This window comes from Tangfeifania diversioriginum, assembly GCF_900141875.1.
Classification (GTDB): domain Bacteria; phylum Bacteroidota; class Bacteroidia; order Bacteroidales; family Prolixibacteraceae; genus Tangfeifania; species Tangfeifania diversioriginum.
On the sequence record NZ_FQZE01000002.1, the window covers coordinates 149448 to 167155 of the forward strand.

The 17708-nt window shown below is 41.5% G+C and carries 19 protein-coding genes and 1 tRNA gene; 15 read left to right on the plus strand and 5 right to left on the minus strand.

Annotation, left to right across the window (positions count from 1 at the left end; translation table 11 throughout):
* Positions 1-92 precede the first annotated feature (92 nt).
* The 13 genes from fmt to BUC07_RS01930 all read left to right on the plus strand — a co-directional run bounded on the left by fmt (position 93) and on the right by BUC07_RS01930 (position 10112).
* The gene (gene fmt, locus BUC07_RS01870) at positions 93-1064 is read left to right on the plus strand and encodes a methionyl-tRNA formyltransferase (RefSeq protein WP_073164703.1); all 972 of its coding nucleotides are present in this window, start codon (positions 93-95) and stop codon (positions 1062-1064) included.
* A 241-nt stretch (positions 1065-1305) separates the two neighbouring features.
* Positions 1306-1584, plus strand: a complete 279-nt coding sequence (locus tag BUC07_RS01875) for a co-chaperone GroES (protein ID WP_073164705.1) — start codon at positions 1306-1308, stop codon at positions 1582-1584.
* 27 nt (positions 1585-1611) lie between these two features.
* Positions 1612-3255 (plus strand): chaperonin GroEL, encoded by a 1644-nt coding sequence (gene groL / locus BUC07_RS01880; RefSeq protein WP_073164708.1) that lies wholly within the window; start codon positions 1612-1614, stop codon positions 3253-3255.
* A gap of 227 nt (positions 3256-3482) precedes the next feature.
* Positions 3483-4817, plus strand: a complete 1335-nt coding sequence (gene gdhA, locus BUC07_RS01885) for an NADP-specific glutamate dehydrogenase (RefSeq protein ID WP_073164711.1) — start codon at positions 3483-3485, stop codon at positions 4815-4817.
* 134 nt (positions 4818-4951) lie between these two features.
* Positions 4952-5716 carry a TatD family hydrolase gene (locus BUC07_RS01890; RefSeq protein WP_073164714.1) on the plus strand — a complete coding sequence of 255 codons (765 nt, stop codon included), beginning with the start codon at positions 4952-4954 and terminating at the stop codon, positions 5714-5716.
* Positions 5717-5748: 32 nt separating this feature from the next.
* The gene (locus BUC07_RS01895; RefSeq protein WP_073164717.1) at positions 5749-6792 is read left to right on the plus strand and encodes an asparaginase; all 1044 of its coding nucleotides are present in this window, start codon (positions 5749-5751) and stop codon (positions 6790-6792) included.
* Between the two features lie 66 nt (positions 6793-6858).
* Positions 6859-6946, plus strand: a tRNA-Ser gene (locus tag BUC07_RS01900).
* Positions 6947-6961: 15 nt separating this feature from the next.
* Positions 6962-7207, plus strand: coding sequence for a GIY-YIG nuclease family protein (locus BUC07_RS01905; RefSeq protein WP_073164721.1), 246 nt, complete (start codon positions 6962-6964; stop codon positions 7205-7207).
* A 68-nt stretch (positions 7208-7275) separates the two neighbouring features.
* Positions 7276-7521 carry a GIY-YIG nuclease family protein gene (locus BUC07_RS21565; RefSeq protein WP_073164721.1) on the plus strand — a complete coding sequence of 82 codons (246 nt, stop codon included), beginning with the start codon at positions 7276-7278 and terminating at the stop codon, positions 7519-7521.
* A 234-nt stretch (positions 7522-7755) separates the two neighbouring features.
* Positions 7756-8568 (plus strand): MotA/TolQ/ExbB proton channel family protein, encoded by an 813-nt coding sequence (locus BUC07_RS01915; protein WP_073164724.1) that lies wholly within the window; start codon positions 7756-7758, stop codon positions 8566-8568.
* An 8-nt stretch (positions 8569-8576) separates the two neighbouring features.
* On the plus strand, positions 8577-9035 hold the full coding sequence (locus BUC07_RS01920) for a hypothetical protein (RefSeq protein WP_073164726.1): 459 nt from the start codon (positions 8577-8579) through the stop codon (positions 9033-9035).
* Positions 9036-9069: 34 nt separating this feature from the next.
* The gene (locus tag BUC07_RS01925; protein WP_073164729.1) at positions 9070-9639 is read left to right on the plus strand and encodes an ExbD/TolR family protein; all 570 of its coding nucleotides are present in this window, start codon (positions 9070-9072) and stop codon (positions 9637-9639) included.
* A 2-nt stretch (positions 9640-9641) separates the two neighbouring features.
* A complete protein-coding gene (locus BUC07_RS01930) occupies positions 9642-10112 on the plus strand; it encodes an ExbD/TolR family protein (RefSeq protein ID WP_073164732.1) in 471 nt (156 codons plus the stop codon).
* A 78-nt stretch (positions 10113-10190) separates the two neighbouring features.
* Here BUC07_RS01930 and aspS read toward each other — a convergent pair whose 3' ends face one another.
* Positions 10191-11945 (minus strand): aspartate--tRNA ligase, encoded by a 1755-nt coding sequence (gene aspS, locus BUC07_RS01935; protein ID WP_073164734.1) that lies wholly within the window; start codon positions 11943-11945, stop codon positions 10191-10193.
* A gap of 85 nt (positions 11946-12030) precedes the next feature.
* On the opposite strand from aspS, the gene BUC07_RS01940 reads away from it, so the two are divergent.
* Entirely contained in the window at positions 12031-12474 is a 444-nt protein-coding gene (locus tag BUC07_RS01940) for a nucleoside deaminase (protein WP_073165000.1), read from the plus strand.
* 213 nt (positions 12475-12687) lie between these two features.
* Complete coding sequence (locus tag BUC07_RS01945; RefSeq protein ID WP_073164737.1) at positions 12688-13881, plus strand: transglutaminase-like domain-containing protein; 1194 nt, start codon at positions 12688-12690, stop codon at positions 13879-13881.
* Between the two features lie 51 nt (positions 13882-13932).
* Here the strand turns inward: BUC07_RS01945 and BUC07_RS01950 are convergent, their stop codons facing one another.
* The 4 genes from BUC07_RS01950 to BUC07_RS01965 all read right to left on the minus strand — a co-directional run bounded on the left by BUC07_RS01950 (position 13933) and on the right by BUC07_RS01965 (position 17689).
* Positions 13933-14622, minus strand: coding sequence for a DUF4386 domain-containing protein (locus BUC07_RS01950; protein ID WP_073165005.1), 690 nt, complete (start codon positions 14620-14622; stop codon positions 13933-13935).
* Positions 14623-14626: 4 nt separating this feature from the next.
* Positions 14627-15625 (minus strand): NAD(P)-dependent alcohol dehydrogenase, encoded by a 999-nt coding sequence (locus tag BUC07_RS01955; RefSeq protein ID WP_083578047.1) that lies wholly within the window; start codon positions 15623-15625, stop codon positions 14627-14629.
* Positions 15626-15844: 219 nt separating this feature from the next.
* Positions 15845-17059 (minus strand): serine hydrolase domain-containing protein, encoded by a 1215-nt coding sequence (locus BUC07_RS01960; RefSeq protein WP_073164740.1) that lies wholly within the window; start codon positions 17057-17059, stop codon positions 15845-15847.
* Between the two features lie 30 nt (positions 17060-17089).
* Positions 17090-17689, minus strand: coding sequence for an ankyrin repeat domain-containing protein (locus tag BUC07_RS01965; RefSeq protein WP_073164743.1), 600 nt, complete (start codon positions 17687-17689; stop codon positions 17090-17092).
* Between the last annotated feature and the right edge of the window lie 19 nt (positions 17690-17708).

Sequence of the window (17708 nt, forward strand, 5' to 3'; positions counted from 1 at the left end):
AAAGCGTTGAGATCCCTAATTTATTTGTGTTAAATCCGTTAAAACATTCGATAATTTAATTGAATCATTATTTTTGCTGAAAAATTAGGTTGATGACAGGAAAAGAGCTCCGGATAGTTTTTATGGGTACCCCTGATTTTGCAGTGGCCAGTTTACAAGCATTGGTTGAAAACAGCTATAATGTGGTTGGTGTGGTAACGGCACCCGATAAACCGGCAGGACGCGGAAAAAAATTGACGGAATCGGCTGTGAAAAAATACGCTGTTGAAAAAAATATCAAAGTCCTTCAGCCCGAAAAGTTAAAACACCCGGACTTTCTTGAAGAATTAAAAGCATTACAACCCGATTTGCAGGTGGTAGTTGCTTTCAGGATGTTGCCGGAAGTGGTTTGGGCTATGCCCCCGCTCGGAACCTTCAATCTGCATGGATCGTTGTTGCCGCAGTACCGGGGCGCAGCTCCGCTAAACTGGGCGGTTATCAACGGCGAAACAAAAACGGGAGTTACTACTTTTTTGCTCGACCAAAAGATTGACACGGGTAAAATCCTGTTTCGCAAGGAAGTTAAAATTGAAAAGAGCGATACAGTAGGCGATATTCACGATCGCCTGATGGAAGTGGGAGCCAAACTGGTGCTGAAAACAGTTGATGCTTTGGCAAATGGAAAAGTAAAACCCATACCGCAATCGGAACTGGAATCGGATAAAAATAGTAGGCCGGCCCCAAAAATTTTTAAAATTGACTGCAAAATCAACTGGACAAAAGATGTGGAAACTGTTCGGAATTTGATCCGCGGTTTGTCGCCACATCCTGCTGCCTGGGCCAACCTGGTGCACAAGGACACCGGCCGTACCATCCCGTGCAAAATATTTTTTGCTCAGCCGGTTATTTCTGCCGAAACTGCTACTCCCGGCACCATCGATTCTGATGATCAATCATTTTTGAACGTTGCCTGCGGAAATGGCTGGTTGGAAATTACCGATATGCAGCTTTCCGGGAAAAAACGTATGAATGCCGCTGATTTTCTGCGTGGATTTCGCAATATCATGGATTACCATTTCGAATAAGATTTTTTTACCAAAATACATTTTTTCATTTATACTGCCACCCTGTCATAATTAATGCCATTTGTTTGTTGTGTCTGTATTTCAGTCTATTGAAAACGCAATGCGGGTTTGAGGTTCCAGTGAAAATGTAATTTTGTCCATTTTGCCTTGCAAAAACAGTGTCCATGCTGCTTGGCACAGAATATGATTAAGCTGTGTGTCGATTTTTGAAAAAAATGTTTAATTATAAAAACGTAAAACAATGGCAGAACTTAAAGGTAAAATTCTGGCTGGTAAAATCCTGGTAAAACCGCAGGAAGCCGAAGAAAAAACACAAAGTGGAATTATCATTCCGGATTCAGCAAAAGAAAAACCACAGCAGGGAACTGTTGTATTGGTCGGTGCTGACAAAAAAGACGAACCCATGGAAGTTAAAGTGGGCGACGTTGTAGTTTATGGCAAATATTCCGGAACAGAGTTAAACATTGACGATGAAGATTATTTGCTGATGTCACAACCCGACGTTTTGTACATTGCATAATCAAACAAATTCAAAAAAGAAAATAAAATGGCAAAAGAAATTAAATTTGAAATTGATGCCCGTGATAAACTGAAATCAGGAGTTGACCAACTGGCCAACGCTGTAAAAGTAACACTGGGCCCCAAAGGGCGTAACGTAGTTATTGAGAAAAAATTTGGAGCACCTCAAATGACCAAAGACGGGGTAACCGTTGCAAAGGAAATTGATTTACCCGATTCATACGAAAATCTGGGTGCTCAAATGGTGAAAGAGGTAGCCTCTAAAACCGGCGACGATGCCGGTGACGGAACTACAACTGCAACCGTTTTGGCACAGTCAATTATTAATGTTGGCTTGAAAAACGTTGCTGCCGGTGCAAATCCAATGGATTTGAAACGTGGTATTGACAAAGCCGTTAAACGCGTTGTGAAAAATCTGGCAGAACAGGCACAAACCATTGGCGACGATTACAAAAAAATTGAATCGGTTGCAAAAGTTTCAGCAAACAACGACGAAACAATTGGTGCATTGATTGCCGAAGCAATGCAGAAAGTACACAAAGAAGGTGTTATTACCATTGAAGAATCGAAAGGTACCGAAACCTACGTTGACGTAGTGGAAGGTATGCAGTTCGACCGTGGTTACATTTCTCCTTACTTTGTAACCGACACTGAAAAAATGGAAGCCGACCTGGAAAATCCTTACATCCTTATTCACGACAAGAAAATCAGCACCATGAAGGATTTGCTTCCCATACTCGAAGCTACCGCACAGAATGGTCGTCCGTTGATGATTATTTCTGAAGATGTTGATGGCGAGGCACTGGCTACTTTGGTAGTTAACCGTTTGCGTGGCTCACTGAAAGTTTGCGCTGTGAAAGCACCAGGCTTTGGCGATCGTCGTAAAGAAATGCTCGAAGACATTGCTGTTTTGACAGGAGGTACAGTTATTACCGAAGAAAAAGGTATGAAACTGGAACAGACCACCATCGAAATGTTGGGCGAAGCCGAAAAAGTTACAGTTGATAAAGAAAATACAACTATTGTTAACGGCTCTGGCGATCCGAAGGCTATCGAATCGCGCGTTTCTCAAATCAAAAAACAGATTGAAACCACTACTTCTGACTACGACAAAGAAAAACTGCAGGAACGCCTCGCTAAACTTGCCGGTGGTGTTGCAGTAATCTACGTTGGCGCATCTTCAGAAGTTGAAATGAAAGAGAAAAAAGACCGCGTTGACGATGCACTTAGCGCAACCCGCGCAGCTGTTGAAGAAGGTATTGTTCCCGGAGGTGGTGTTGCCTACCTGCGTGCACACGATTCACTCAAAGATTTGACAGGAGATAACGACGACGAACAAACAGGTATCGATATCGTTACTCGCGCCATTGAAGAACCGTTGCGTCAGATTGTAGAAAACGCCGGAAAAGAAGGTGCTGTTATTGCCCAGAAAGTAAGAGAAGGAAAAGGAGACTATGGATACAACGCACGTGTTGATGAATTCCAACAATTGTATGAAACTGGCGTGATAGACCCTGCCAAAGTTGCACGTATTGCACTTGAAAACGCAGCTTCTATTGCCGGCATGTTCCTTACAACCGAAGCCGTAATAGTGGATGAAAAAGAGGATAATCCTCCAGCCATGCCAGCCGGCGGCGCTCCCGGAATGGGAGGTATGGGAGGAATGATGTAAAATATAGTTCCTATTAATTATTATCGAAGCCTTTCCTTAACAGGAGAGGCTTTTTTTTGCATTTCAAAATCCTGACGATTGTCAGAAACTGTTATTTAACATCTTTTATGGGTTTGTAAGTTTTTGGTATTGTGTTTGTTACGTTTTTGTGGCATGTCGCTTAAACCATCTGTTTTCATGAATAAGTTGTCTAACTTTAACATTTAATTTTTAAAACCATTCATAAAATGAAAGCAGATATAAATGAGTTCATTTCAAAGCTTGAAAACAGAACTCCCGGAGAAAAAGAGTTTCATCAGGCAGTAGAAGAAGTAATCGGTTCAGTGTGGGATTTTTATCAGAAAAATCCGCGTTACCAACAGGCAAATATCCTGGAACGCATGGTAGAACCCGAACGGGTAATCATGTTTCGTGTGCCGTGGGTTGACGACCGTGGTGAAGTACAGGTAAACCGGGGCTACCGTGTTGAATTCAATTCGGCACTCGGGCCATACAAAGGAGGATTGCGTTTCCATGCCAGTGTTACCTTGAGCATTCTTAAATTTTTAGGTTTTGAACAAACGTTTAAAAATAGCTTGACTACATTACCAATGGGAGGCGGGAAAGGCGGCTCTGACTTCAGTCCGAAAGGAAAATCAGACGGCGAAATTATGCGTTTTTGCCAGTCGTTTATGAGCGAATTATTTCGGCATATAGGTCCGAATACCGATGTTCCGGCCGGTGACATTGGAGTTGGCGGCCGCGAGGTGGGTTATTTGTTTGGACAATATAAACGCCTAAAGAATGAATTTACAGGAGTTATGACCGGTAAAGGGCTGGGCTGGGGAGGTAGCCTTATTCGCCCAGAGGCAACCGGTTTTGGTGCTGTTTATTTTGCACAGCACATGCTTCACCGAATTGGTAAAGATATTGAGGGACAGAAAGTTGCTGTCTCAGGTTTTGGAAATGTTGCCTGGGGGGCCATAACCAAAATTAATGAGCTGGGCGGAAAAGTCGTTACCATTTCCGGCCCTGATGGTTATATATATGATCCTGAAGGTATTTCAGGAGAGAAAATTGATTATTTGCTCGAACTCCGCTCCACAAACAACGATGTGGTGGAACCCTATGCAGCCGAATTTGGAGCCAAATTTATACCGGAACGTCATCCATGGGAAGTGCCTGTAAATGTTGCCATTCCTTGTGCTACCGAAAATGAGGTGAATTTAAACGATGCAAAAGAACTGGTTAAAAACGCGTGTTACCTGCTGGCAGAAGCTTCAAATATGGGCTGCATGGCCGATGCCGCAGAGTACCTTTCAAAAAATATTGATTATGCTCCGGGAAAGGCGGTAAATGCCGGAGGTGTTGCTGTATCGGGACTTGAAATGTCGCAAAACAGCATGCGTATCAGCTGGCCACGAGAAGAAGTGGATGCCCGTCTGAAATTAATTATGAGCGACATTCATGAAAGGTGTGTGAGTTATGGCAAAAACGGAAATAAAGTTGATTACATAAAAGGAGCCAATATTGGTGGGTTTGTTAAAGTTGCAGATGCTATGCTGGCACAGGGCGTCGTATAATTTGTGAGGAATTTACTGTCAAAAATAAAAGTGTTTTATCCTGATTACAACGTAAAATTTAATCTATTGGTAAAGTTGAATTTAACTTAAGGATAAAACACTTTTTTACATTTGACGAAATTTGAATTTTCGACATGCTGATTGATACACACTCACATATTTATTCTGAAGATTTTAACCACGATATTGATGATGTGATGCAACGTGCATACGACAATGACGTGAAAAAAATTATTCTTCCGAATATCGATTCCGGGTCTATTAAGCGTTTGCTCGACCTCAGTAATTCCTACCCACATCTTTGTTTTCCGTTAATGGGACTTCATCCCACATCCGTTTCAGCAGATTATGAAGAAGAACTGCAAGCCGTGGAATATTGGCTGGATAAAAGAAAATTTTACGGAATCGGGGAGATTGGAATCGATTTGTACTGGGAGCAGAAATATGTTGAGGAACAAAAAATTGCATTCAGGCACCAGGTGAAACTGGCCAAATCAAGGAATTTACCCATAGTTATTCATTTGCGAAATTCTTTCGAGGAAGTTTATTCCATTGTAAAAGAAGAGCAGGATGGTAATTTGAAAGGGATTTTTCATTGCTTTTCGGGAAGCGTTGATGAAGCCCAGAAAGTGGTTGACCTTGGTTTTCTTCTTGGAATTGGCGGTGTGGTAACCTTTAAAAACAGTAACCTGGATGAGGTGTTAAAAGACGTTGATATAAAAAATATTGTATTGGAAACCGATGCTCCCTACCTGGCCCCGGTCCCCAAGCGGGGAAGGAGAAATGAAAGTGCCTACCTTGCTTTTGTTGCCAAAAAAGTTGCTGAAGTTTACGGCATTTCTGTAGAACAGGTAGCAGAAATAACTTCATCAAATGCCCGCCAATTGTTCGGAATTTGATAAATTAGCGCCGCTAAACTATAACTGAGCAAATGACTAATTCTGAAGAGAAGGAAACTTCAATACTGATTATTTATACCGGCGGTACCATTGGTATGGTTCAGCATCCGCACTCCGGCACGCTAGCGCCTTTCAAATTCGATCAGATCAAAAAGGAAATCCCGGAACTCAACAAGTTCAACTATAACATCGAAACAGTAACATTCACCCCGCCCCTCGATTCATCCAACATGAGCCCGCGCAACTGGGTGAAAATTGCCAGAATAATCCAGAAAAATTATAACCGATTCAACGGGTTTGTTGTTTTGCACGGAACCGATACCATGGCCTATACAGCCTCGGCGTTGAGTTACATGTTCGAGAACCTCGACAAACCAATTATTTTCACAGGTTCCCAGCTGCCAATAGGCACTTTGCGCACCGACGGGAAAGAGAATTTAATTACCTCGGTTGAAATCGCCGCTGCGCGTAAAAATGGCATGAGCTTGGTCCCTGAAGTATGCATTTATTTTGATTTTAAACTCTACCGTGGAAACCGTGCAGTAAAACGGGATGCCGACTTGTTCAGTGCTTTTCGTTCAGTAAATTACCCGGAACTCGCTGTGGCAGGAGTTGACATCAGGTTCCGGACCGAATTTATTCACTGCAATGAAAATAAGGGAATCCTGAAAGTAAATACACAATTTGACGATAATGTGGTCATCCTGAAAATTTTCCCGGGAATCAACCAGCAGGTTTTTAATTCTGTATTTAATATCCCCGGGTTAAAAGGAGTGGTGCTCGAAACATTTGGTTCGGGGAATGTGCCTACATCAAGGTGGCTTATTAACTGCATTAAAAAAGCCATCAGGCGAAATATAATTTTACTGAATGTAACGCAATGCGAGGGCGGACGTGTTTCAATGGGGCAGTACGAAACAAGCTTGGATCTCATAAAAGCAGGGGTTGTTTCGGGCCACGATATGACCACAGAGGCAGCAATTACAAAACTGATGTTTTTACTGGGGCAGGAATTGCCCGTAACCGAAATTAAAATGCGTCTCAATAAGAGTTTGAGAGGGGAAATAAGTGAATAGCTTTATTCCTTTTTCATATTTTTTTATTATTTTGCAGCCCTCTATTTGAGGCATGCCGGAAAATCAGGAGAGGTGCAGGAGTGGCTGAACTGGCACGCCTGGAAAGCGTGAATACCGCAAAACGGTATCGGGGGTTCGAATCCCCCTCTCTCCGCAGGAGAAGAGAAAAATGAGTTATTTCACATACATCTTGAAAAGTGAGCATGATGGAACTTATTATTACGGTTCAACCAAAAATTTGAGAGAACGAGTAAAAGTTCACAACTCAGGAAAAAGCAGGTACACGAAAGGGAGGCGCCCTTGGAAATTACATTATTTTGAAGAGTTTGAATCCCGGAGTGAAGCTGCAAAGCGTGAGAAGTTCTTTAAAAGTATTGATGGATATAATTTTCTTAAAAAGGGAAATATTATATAGGTATCGGGAGGTTCTCCCGAAGGGATCCCTGTGGGGGAATCCCCCTCTCTCCGCAGAAGAAGAGAAAAATGAGTTATTTCACATACATCTTGAAAAGTGAGCATGATGGAACTTATTATTACGGTTCAACCAAAAATTTGAGAGAACGCGTAAAAGTTCACAATTCAGGAAAAAGCAGGTACACGAAAGGGAGGCGCCCCTGGAAATTACATTATTTTGAAGAGTTTGAATCCCGGAGTGAAGCTGCAAAGCGTGAGAAGTTCTTTAAAAGTATTGATGGATATAATTTTCTTAAAAAGGGAAATATTATATAGGTATCGGGAGGTTCTCCCGAAGGGATCCCTGCGGGGGAATCCCCCTCTCTCCGCTCAGAAATTAGAAATAAAGGAGGTTAATGAAATATAAGTTCGTAACTTGACATCAAATAAACTTTAATTTATTTGATTATTTAAAGGGAAAACATGTTATTTGTTGGGAAATTTTAATTGAAATAAGTTCAAATAATACAAAAATCAAGGAAATTATTAATTAAAAAATTTAAATTAATTATGAAAAGACTATTCGCGTTAATAGCAGTATTCGGGATGCTGTTTTTTATGGCATCAAACACTGTGGTTGCACAGGATGAGGCAGCCGACCAGGAAACAACGAGTGCAGAGAGTACGGAGCAGGTTGACATGACTGCTGATCCTGTAGAAGAGGCTGCAGCAGCAGCTGAAGAAGGGAAATCCTTGCACAGCCAGTTGAAACAAAAATTTATTGAAGGTGACCCAACTTTCATGTCATTCGTTTTAATTGCATTGATTTTAGGTTTAGCCTTTGCTATTGAAAGGGTAATTTACCTTAACCTGGCAACCAGCAATACCAAGAAGCTGCTTGTTAAAGTTGAAGATGCGCTTGAAAATGGTGGTGTTGAAGCTGCCAAAGATGTTTGCCGCAAAACGCGCGGCCCCGTTGCAAGTATTTTCTACCAGGGACTGGATCGTTTCGATCACGGAATCGATGTAGTTGAAAAATCAATCATTTCGTACGGTGGCGTTCAGGCTGGTTTGCTCGAAAAAGGACTGAGCTGGATTGGGCTGTTTATCGCACTGGCACCAATGCTTGGTTTTATGGGAACTGTAATTGGTATGATTGGTGCATTTGATGCCATTGAAGTTGCAGGTGACATTTCTCCCTCACTGGTAGCAGGTGGTATTAAAGTAGCTTTGATTACAACTGTGTCGGGGCTGTTAGTTGCAATTATTCTGCAGATTTTTTACAACTATTGTGTTTCAAAAATTGACAGCATCATCAACAACATGGAAGATGCATCCATTTCATTTTTAGATTTATTGGTTAAACATAACTTGAAAAAATAAGAAAATCCATGAATAAAGTAGGAAAAATTGTTACCATAGTATTGTGGGTCCTGCTCATTATCTCGGCTGTTCTTATTGTTTCAATGATGGTTAACATTAGCGAAAATGAAGCCGACCCGACAATGGGTAGTTGGATTAACACCAACCTTGTGTGGACCTACATTTTAATGGCTTTTGGTGCCGGTATTGCTATCCTGGCAAGCATATTCCATATGTTTACCGACATTAAAGCTGCCAAAAAAGGTTTAATATCAGTGGTCTTTTTGGGAGCAGTGGCGCTCGTATCTTATTTGTTGGCTTCCGATGAAATTCCTCAGTTTATAGGAGTTCAGAAGTTTATAAACGACGGAACGCTTACAGAGCAAGTAGCAAAATTAGTGGATACCGGTTTGTATGCTACCTATATTTTAATAGGATTGGCAGTGCTGTCAATTGCATACTCATCAGTAGTTAATTTATTTAAGTAATTTAATTCGTGGTAATTAAACAGGAAAATTAATTATGGCAAAGAAAATACCTGAAATACCGTCAGCATCATTGGCTGATATTGCTTTTATGCTGCTTATCTTTTTCCTGGTAACAACCACGATGGACGTTGACAGCGGATTGGAAAGAAGACTTCCACAATGGGTCGATCCCGAACAGCTCGAAGATGATCAACAGATTAAAGAGCGAAATGTATTTGTTGTTCTGGTTAACAGGAACAATCAATTACTTGTGGAAGGCGAATATGCCCAAATTGATAATTTACGTGAAAGAGCGAAAGAATTTATGGCGAACCCAACCAACGATGAGAGTTTGCCCGAAAAGGAACCGCAACAAATTCCCTATTTTGGGGAAACCATGGTTACCAAAGGAGTTATTTCGCTGCGTAATGACCTTGATACACAGTATGGTACCTATATCGCTGTTCAAAACGAACTGGTTGCTGCCATTAATGAACTGAGAGATGAACTCGCCAGAGATGAATTTGGAGAACCCTATGATGAGTTGGAAAGAGATAAGCAAGACGCTATTCGAGATGTCTATCCATCCAGAATTTCAGAAGCTGAACCTAAAAAGGTAGATTAGTTATGAGTAAATTCAAAGATACAGGAAAAAAGGAAATACCTCCAATATCAACAGCTTCGTTGCCTGATATTGTATTTATGTTGCTGTTCTTCTTCATGGTAAGTACTACCATGCGGGAAGTAACCTACATGGTAGATATTACACTTCCGGAAGCAACAGAATTGAGTAAACTGGAAAAGAAATCGCTGGTAAGCTACATTTATGTGGGTGAACCGCTGAAGCAATATCAAAGTACATTTGGTGTTGCACCACGCATCCAGTTGAACGATCAGTTTGCCAATGTGAATGATATCCAGGATTATGTTATTGCTGAAAGAGAAGCAAGAGACGAAGCCGAAAGGCCCATGATGATTACTTCTCTTAAGGTGGATGAAAATACTAAGATGGGTATTGTTTCCGATATTAAGCAGGAGTTAAGAAAATCTGCTGCATTGCATATTAACTATTCGTCAAGGCAAAAAGTGGAAAGATAGAACTTATCCGTTTTAAGATATATCAAAAAAGGGAAGCTAATTTAGCTTCCCTTTTTTGATCCTTCTGCTTGAAAATAGTTACTTTTTCTTTTCAATTAACCGAAGGCTTAATTCAGTAAGTTGCTCTTCTGATACAGGTGATGGAGAGTCAATCATTACATCCCTGCCGGCATTATTTTTTGGGAAGGCAATTACATCGCGAATGGAATCGAGGCCGGCAAACAGCGAAACAAACCGGTCGAAACCAAATGCAATACCCGCATGCGGAGGTGCACCATATTTAAAGGCGTTCATCAGGAACCCAAATTGTGCTTCAGCCTGTTCAGGCGTAAAGCCGAGTACTTTAAACATTTTCGATTGCAGTTCTGAGTCGTAAATCCTGACAGATCCTCCACCTATTTCTACTCCGTTAATAACCAGGTCGTAGGCGTTTGCACGTACATCTCCCGGGTTGGAGTCGAGCAATTTAATATCCTCGGGTTTCGGAGCTGTAAACGGGTGGTGCATCGCGTAAAACCGTTCAGTTTCTTCATCCCATTCAAGCAGCGGAAAATCAACCACCCACAGTGGTTTAAAAACACCCTGTTTGCGTAACCCCAATTGTTTTGCCATTTCCAGGCGCAGTTCGCCAAGGGCGTGGAGCGTTTTGGTTTTATCTCCAGAAAGAACAAGTATTAAATCGCCGGGTTTTGCATCCAACTTTTCAGCCCACTGTTTTAAATCTTCGGCCGAATAAAATTTGTCCACTGATGATTTGAAGCTTCTGTCTTCGTTATACTTTACGTAAACCAATCCTTTGGCACCAATTTGCGGTCGCTTCACCCAGTTAGTCAGTTCATCGAGTTGTTTGCGTGAATAACCCGCACATCCTTTTGCACATATTGCACCCACATATTCTGCCGAGTCGAATACATTGAACCCTTTTCCTTTAACCGTTTCAGAAATATCTGAAATCAACATGTCAAAACGGATATCAGGTTTGTCGGATCCATATTTTTCGATGGCTTCGGAATAAGGCATTCGTGGAAAATCTTCCACTTCCACATTCAGTACGTTTTTAAACGTGAATTTGGTAAGCCCTTCAAAAGCATTCAGCACATCTTCTTGTTCCACAAACGACATTTCGCAGTCAATCTGTGTAAATTCAGGCTGCCGGTCGGCGCGCAGGTCTTCATCGCGGAAACACTTTACAATCTGGAAATATTTATCGAACCCGGCCACCATTAGCAATTGTTTAAAAACCTGTGGAGACTGCGGAAGTGCAAAAAACTCACCTGAATTCATGCGCGAGGGAACTACAAAATCGCGTGCACCTTCAGGTGTTGATTTTATAAGAACCGGCGTTTCAGTTTCGATGAAACCTTCTTCATTCAAATAAGTACGAATAGCATGTGCCATTTTTGCGCGCAGTTCCAGGTTTTTGCGAACATTTTGGCGGCGCAAATCGAGGTAACGGTATTTCATCCGTAATTCGTCGCCGCCATCGGTATCTTCCTGAATGGTAAACGGCGGAACGGCCGACGGGCTGAGGATTTTAATTCCAGCCACTTCAATTTCAATTTCGCCGGTGGGTATATTTTTATTTTTGCTCGAACGTTCCCTTACTTTTCCTTCTGCCTGAATGACAAACTCACGCCCCAGTTTCTCCAGATTTGCTTTTACGTCTTTCGAGGTATTTTCATCAATTACCAGTTGGGTAACTCCGTATCGGTCGCGTAAATCAATAAATGTCATGGCTCCCAAATCTCTGACCCGTTGAACCCATCCGGCCAGTTTTACCGGCTGATTAATATTTTTTGCTCTTAATTCTCCACACGTATGTGTTCTGTACATGATACCTTTTTTTTTATTTGGTTGCGAAAATAAGAAGATTTTAGCAATTTTATCGGCTAAATTTCACAGCTTTTGTAAACATTTTATGATTGAACCTTTTGGTGATGAATATTTTATGAAAAAGGCCTTTGCCGAGGCTGTTCAGGCTTTTGATCAGGGCGAAGTTCCTGTGGGGGCAGTGGTTGTTTCAGGCAACAAAATTATTGCGCGGGCCCATAATTTAACTGAAACCCTGAACGATGTAACGGCCCATGCCGAAATGCAGGCCATAACTTCCGCAGCCAACTTGATGGGGGGGAAGTACCTGAATGACTGTACGCTGTATGTTACGCTCGAGCCCTGCTTAATGTGTGCAGGTGCACTGGCATGGGCGCAGGTGGGCAAAATTGTTTTTGGCGCTCCTGACCCCAAACGCGGATTCCGGAAGCATTCTCCAAATGCACTTCACCCGAAAACTGAGGTTGTTGGTGGAGTCCTTAGTGAAGAATGTGCTGAGCTTATGCAGGAGTTTTTCAGAAAAAAAAGATGAGGATTGCTGCAATTGCGTCAATTCTTCGTCCCGGATTTAGAGAATAACTAAGTTTGGCATTCAAAAAAGTTAGAAAATTCCGAAATGCCTTGTTAATCTCCATTTCAATAAAATAATGGAATGACCGAAAATAAACCATTAGTTTCGCTCGATGCGCTCCGTAGATTTCATACAAGAAACGAATTTTTATAAGGCTTTAATAAATTTAAGAAGATGAAGAGAATTTTGTGGTTGGTTATCGCTGTAACAGCAATTTTTCACAGTTGTCAGTCTGAATATTCAAGTGTTCCCAAAAAGTACCATTCACTGCTTGATACCGCATTTGCTAATGCCAGAGAGAATGCGGATGAATTAAAACTGGCATTGGAGCAGAGTGAGAAGAATCAAAAGGAAGTAACTGCTTTCTTAATTTCTTATATGCCCGAAAGAGATTTGAAAACATTATCTGCAGAATTTATCCTCGACCAGGTGGAGGGTGCCTGGCGGGCCCGCGAAGAATTTGAATGGTGTCGTAATCTGCCCGATTCTGTTTTTTTGAATGAAGTTTTGCCCTATTGTAATCTGGATGAAACCCGCGACAACTGGCGCGAAAATTTTTACCACCTGTTTTCGCCTTATGTGCAGGAGTGTGAAAATATTTACCAGGCAGTTGATTCTGTAAATTTCAATATCATGGATGAACTGGGGGTGGAATACAATACCAAACGCAGTGTTGTAAATATCAGTCCTTTTCAGGCTATAAAAGAGCAAATGGCTACGTGCACCGGCTTATCGTTTCTGCTGGTCGATGCTTTCCGGTCTGTTGGTATTCCGGCGCGCATTGCAGGAACTCCGCTTTGGACAAACATGCGCGGCAATCACAGCTGGGTGGAAGTTTGGATTGACGGCGAATGGTATTTTACCGAATACTATCCTGATGCGCTGAATAAAAGCTGGTTCTTGGCCGATGCCGGAAAAGCCGATCCGGAAAAACCGGTTCACTGGATTTATGCGGCTTCCTACAAACCTGCCCAAACGCATTATCCGCTGGTGTGGGACCGCGATTCAAGGGAAATTCATGCAGTTAATGTGACCGATCGTTACATCAGGCTGTACCAGGAACAACTGGCCGGACAGGAACTGAAGGAAGATGAAATTTTGGTTGATGTGGTTTTGTTTAAAAATGAGAACGAACAAAATGCGCAGGGCCGGATCTCAGAAAGAATTTCTGTTTTCGAGGGGGATAATCAAATCGAATTTGGCTATTCACCTTTGCCGACTGACGATTTGAACAAGTTCCTGAAGTTCAAACTGGGGAAAAATAAAACTTACCGGTTGGAGTTTGTGGGAGCAGATGCTCAACTGAAATCTGTTGAAATTAATCTGGGAAGAGGACCGGTTGGAGTTATAAAATTGTTTGCTGATTAACTACTTCAGAGAACTCAAAACTTCTTTAAACGGATTGGTATTACATTACATTTAATTTGTCTTAACTCCCTTAATCAGCAGGAACAAACAAAGCGACAGTTCCGAAACCACGGCAACAGTCATAACAAGGATTTCGCTTGTTGAAGTAAGTTCCGGGAACAGGAAATTAACGAAACAGTCGATTAAGTAGCTTACACCGGCTGCAACAACCAAAATGCCCAGCCATTTTGGGAAATAACCGGCTTTAAAAATCAGGTGTCCGAGGATTACACAACTGATTCCAAAAAATACGCCGCTGATTAGGTAACCGTAAGAATGCGCATTCAGAAAAAGAAGCGAAAGCGAATTGAGCTGTTCGTCTGAAAAACTGCTGAGATAGCTATTATCGCCCAAAAGCAACAGCGGCAAATAAAAATTCAGCAGATTTATACCCAGCACCGTTGCCTGGGCCAACCTGAAAAATGCGGCCAGCATGGACAATCCTTTATTTACAGGTTTTAAAACGAAGTAAAGCAGCAGTGGCACTCCCACATCGCTCATTACCATAATTAAATCGCTGATAAAACCGATTCTGAATAAAAAAGAGTTGGCTGCAATGTTTCCGGCAGTAGCATTTGCGTCGCCCGGAACAATGATTCCTGAGCGAACGAATAGCTCGCTGAACAAACCCGAGATGATAATTATAAGGTACAAAACACCGGTAGTCCGGGCATTTGTTTTCATTGTTTGAATTGTTTTCATGACTTTAATTTTCAGGTTCAACAATAATTACAACGTTCCCTTTTTTGTGACCTGAAGCAATGTAGGTGTGTGCTTCGGCAACTTTTTCTAAAGGGTATTGGCGGTCGATTACTGTTTTGAGTTTTCCTTCTTTGGAAATTTTCAATAATTCAGCAAAAAGTTCTCTCAATTCAAATTCTTTTAGTAACCCGGTAGCACTAAATTTGGCTTTCTTTTTACTAAAAACTGAAGTCCGCATCATTTGTAAAAGCAAAGAGAATTTCAGCACCGGCGAAACATACAATCCTGATTCGGTAAGAATATTTTTACTTTCTGAAAAAGAGCTTTTACCAACGGTATCAAAAACCACGTCGTAAGTTTCATTTACTTTGGTGAAATCCTTTTTGGTGTAGTCGATTACATGGTCGGCTCCAAGCGATTTTACCAGGCCTACATTGCGGGTGCTGGTAACACCGGTAACCTCAGCGCCCATATATTTGGCAATTTGTACCGCGGCTGTTCCCAAACTACCGGATGCTCCGTTTATCAATACTTTCTGGCCCGGTTTAATTTGGGCAATTTCTTTCAAAAAATTCAAAGAAGTTACATGGCCATCGCCGTAAGTCGCACCTTCGGCATAACTCATATTTTCGGGCATCGGGAGAATAACACCATTTTCAGGAACTGCCACAAATTCGGCATTGGTGCTGAACCCAAGCGTAGTTTCACCAAAAACACGGTCGCCTGTTTTGAACGAAGTCACATTTTCACCCACCGTTTCAACAATACCCGCAAATCCGGTTCCGGGGATGGCATGTTTTGGTTTGGTGAGTCCGGTCATTAAACGGCCAAAGTAGGGTTTGCCGGTGCGCATCATGCCGTCGGCCGTGGTTGCCGAATTAGCGTGCACTTTTACCAGCACTTCATTTTCTTTGGGTTGCGGTTTTTCAACCTGTTGCAGTTTCAGTACATTCGGTGCTCCGTAACCTGTTGCAACAATTGCTTTCATCATTTTTGTTTTCATTTGTTTTTATTTAAAAGTTTGACTTCTTTTTGTTTGATTATGAATGAAATCATGATGCAAATGTAGGGGAGTGGAACCGGCTAAATGTTCGGGAAAACAATGCAGAGGTTCGGAATTATAAATGTGGACAAAAAAGTATGATTTTATTAAAAAACAGACCTTTAAGGATTTTGAAAACCTTGAAGGTCTTAAAGAGTTTAAAGATTAAAATTGAAGTTATTACTCAATCAAATTAGCCACCTGCCATAATTCGCCATCGCCATAATGTTCCAGTGAGTTGCCGCAATGAACGATAATTATTTCTTTTTCGGGGAAAACATAAATGTTTTGCCCCAGGTTGCCCGACGCAGCGAACTGAAACGTTGAGTCGCAGTTGGCATGGCCCCACCACTGGTAATTGTAGTAAACGTGGTTGCAATTGTCGCCTCCAAACCAATCCGGGTAAATATCGCGCGGAATGGATTTGTTTTCTCGTGTCGATTCCAGCACCCAGTCTTTCGAAATGACTTGTTTGCCGTTCCAGTTTCCTTCCTTCAAAAACAGACGGCCAAAACGGGCATAATCAATGGCCCGGGCAATTAACCGGCTGGGCATGTATTCAAAACCCGACTTTTTGCTGTCGATGGAAAAAAGTGCATCGTATTCCATTACCTGCGACCACAATTTTTCCTGTAAATATTCCGATACCGTTTTTTTTGTAGCACGTTCAATAATCAGTCCCAAATAACTGGTGTTGTAATTATTGTACTGAAATGAATCGCCCGGTTCGCGCGCAATGTCCACTTTTTTGAGCAGCAGTTTCCGCACATTGGGATGGTAATAACCAACCGCCTCGTCGTGCCACGGAGCATGAATATACGTTCCCGGAATGTAACTCGTATTGTAGCTTAATCCGGAGCGCATTTCAAGCAGATTTTTAATGGTAATTTTTTCAAAATCAGGATTTCGTTCTTTGAGTTCAGGTATATATTTGGTCATCGGGTTGTTAACGTCTGAGATAAGGCCATCTTCAATAGCTGCACCAATCAAAAACGAAATAAATGATTTGGCCATCGACTGCGAATGAAAATACGAATCGCGCGAAAAACCATTAAAGTATTTTTCATAAAGTATCGTGTCTTGTCGAATAAATATCAAAGCGGTAGTCTGCGATTTCTTCGCCCACTCACTAAAAGAGCTAAAACCAGAACGTTCCACTCTGTCCTGAAACAATGATTCCATGTATTCTTCATCGAGTTGTTTTGCAAATTGGAAAGAGTCTTTCGACCCCTCGATAACACGGTTCTCGTATTTTTTATAGTCGTAAACATCGGCTACATTCTGGGTAATCAAGCGGTAAACATAGGTTGGCGAATATTTTACCGAAAGGATTACCAGAAATAATAGAACCAAAACCAACGGGGTTAACACGATTACTTTTATTGCCTTTTTCATTACTTCCTGATTTTGAAATCTATATTCAAATTACTGCAAAAGTATGGCAACCATCGGGCGGCTTATTTCAATATCTTTTAAATCAAGCTTTAGCCCAAGTGGTTCCAATTGCTTCTGAATCATTTCATAAATGGGTTTCATTTCAGAAAATGGCCCGATAACCGATTGCCGGGGTGTTGCATTATGGTTGTTTTTTACCGATTTATCAGCCCCTGCCTCAACGAGCATTTTTACAATTTCAACATGGCAAAAAAATGCGGCGGCATGTAAGGCAGTGGAACCTTCATTATTTTGAATGTCCAGTTCTGCATTTGCATCAATTAATGCTTTTGCAATATCTGTTTTGCCGAAAGTAGCGGCTGTAATTAAGGGCGTTGAGCCGCCCATTGGGTCTTTTGCATTGATGTCGATTCCGGCTTCAATATGTTGTTTAACAATTTCCAGATTATCGGAAATTATTGCTGCATGAATATCCATTTGGGGTTGGTCAACCATTGACTTATCGTCAGATTTATTTTCAGACACAGTTAGAGTATTGCTTTCCGATTGAGCATATCCATTTGTTAGTAAGAGAATTACAAGTGAAAAACTTGCAAAAATCTTAATTGAATTCATTTTAAGTGTTTTCATGATTTTAAATTATTTGACT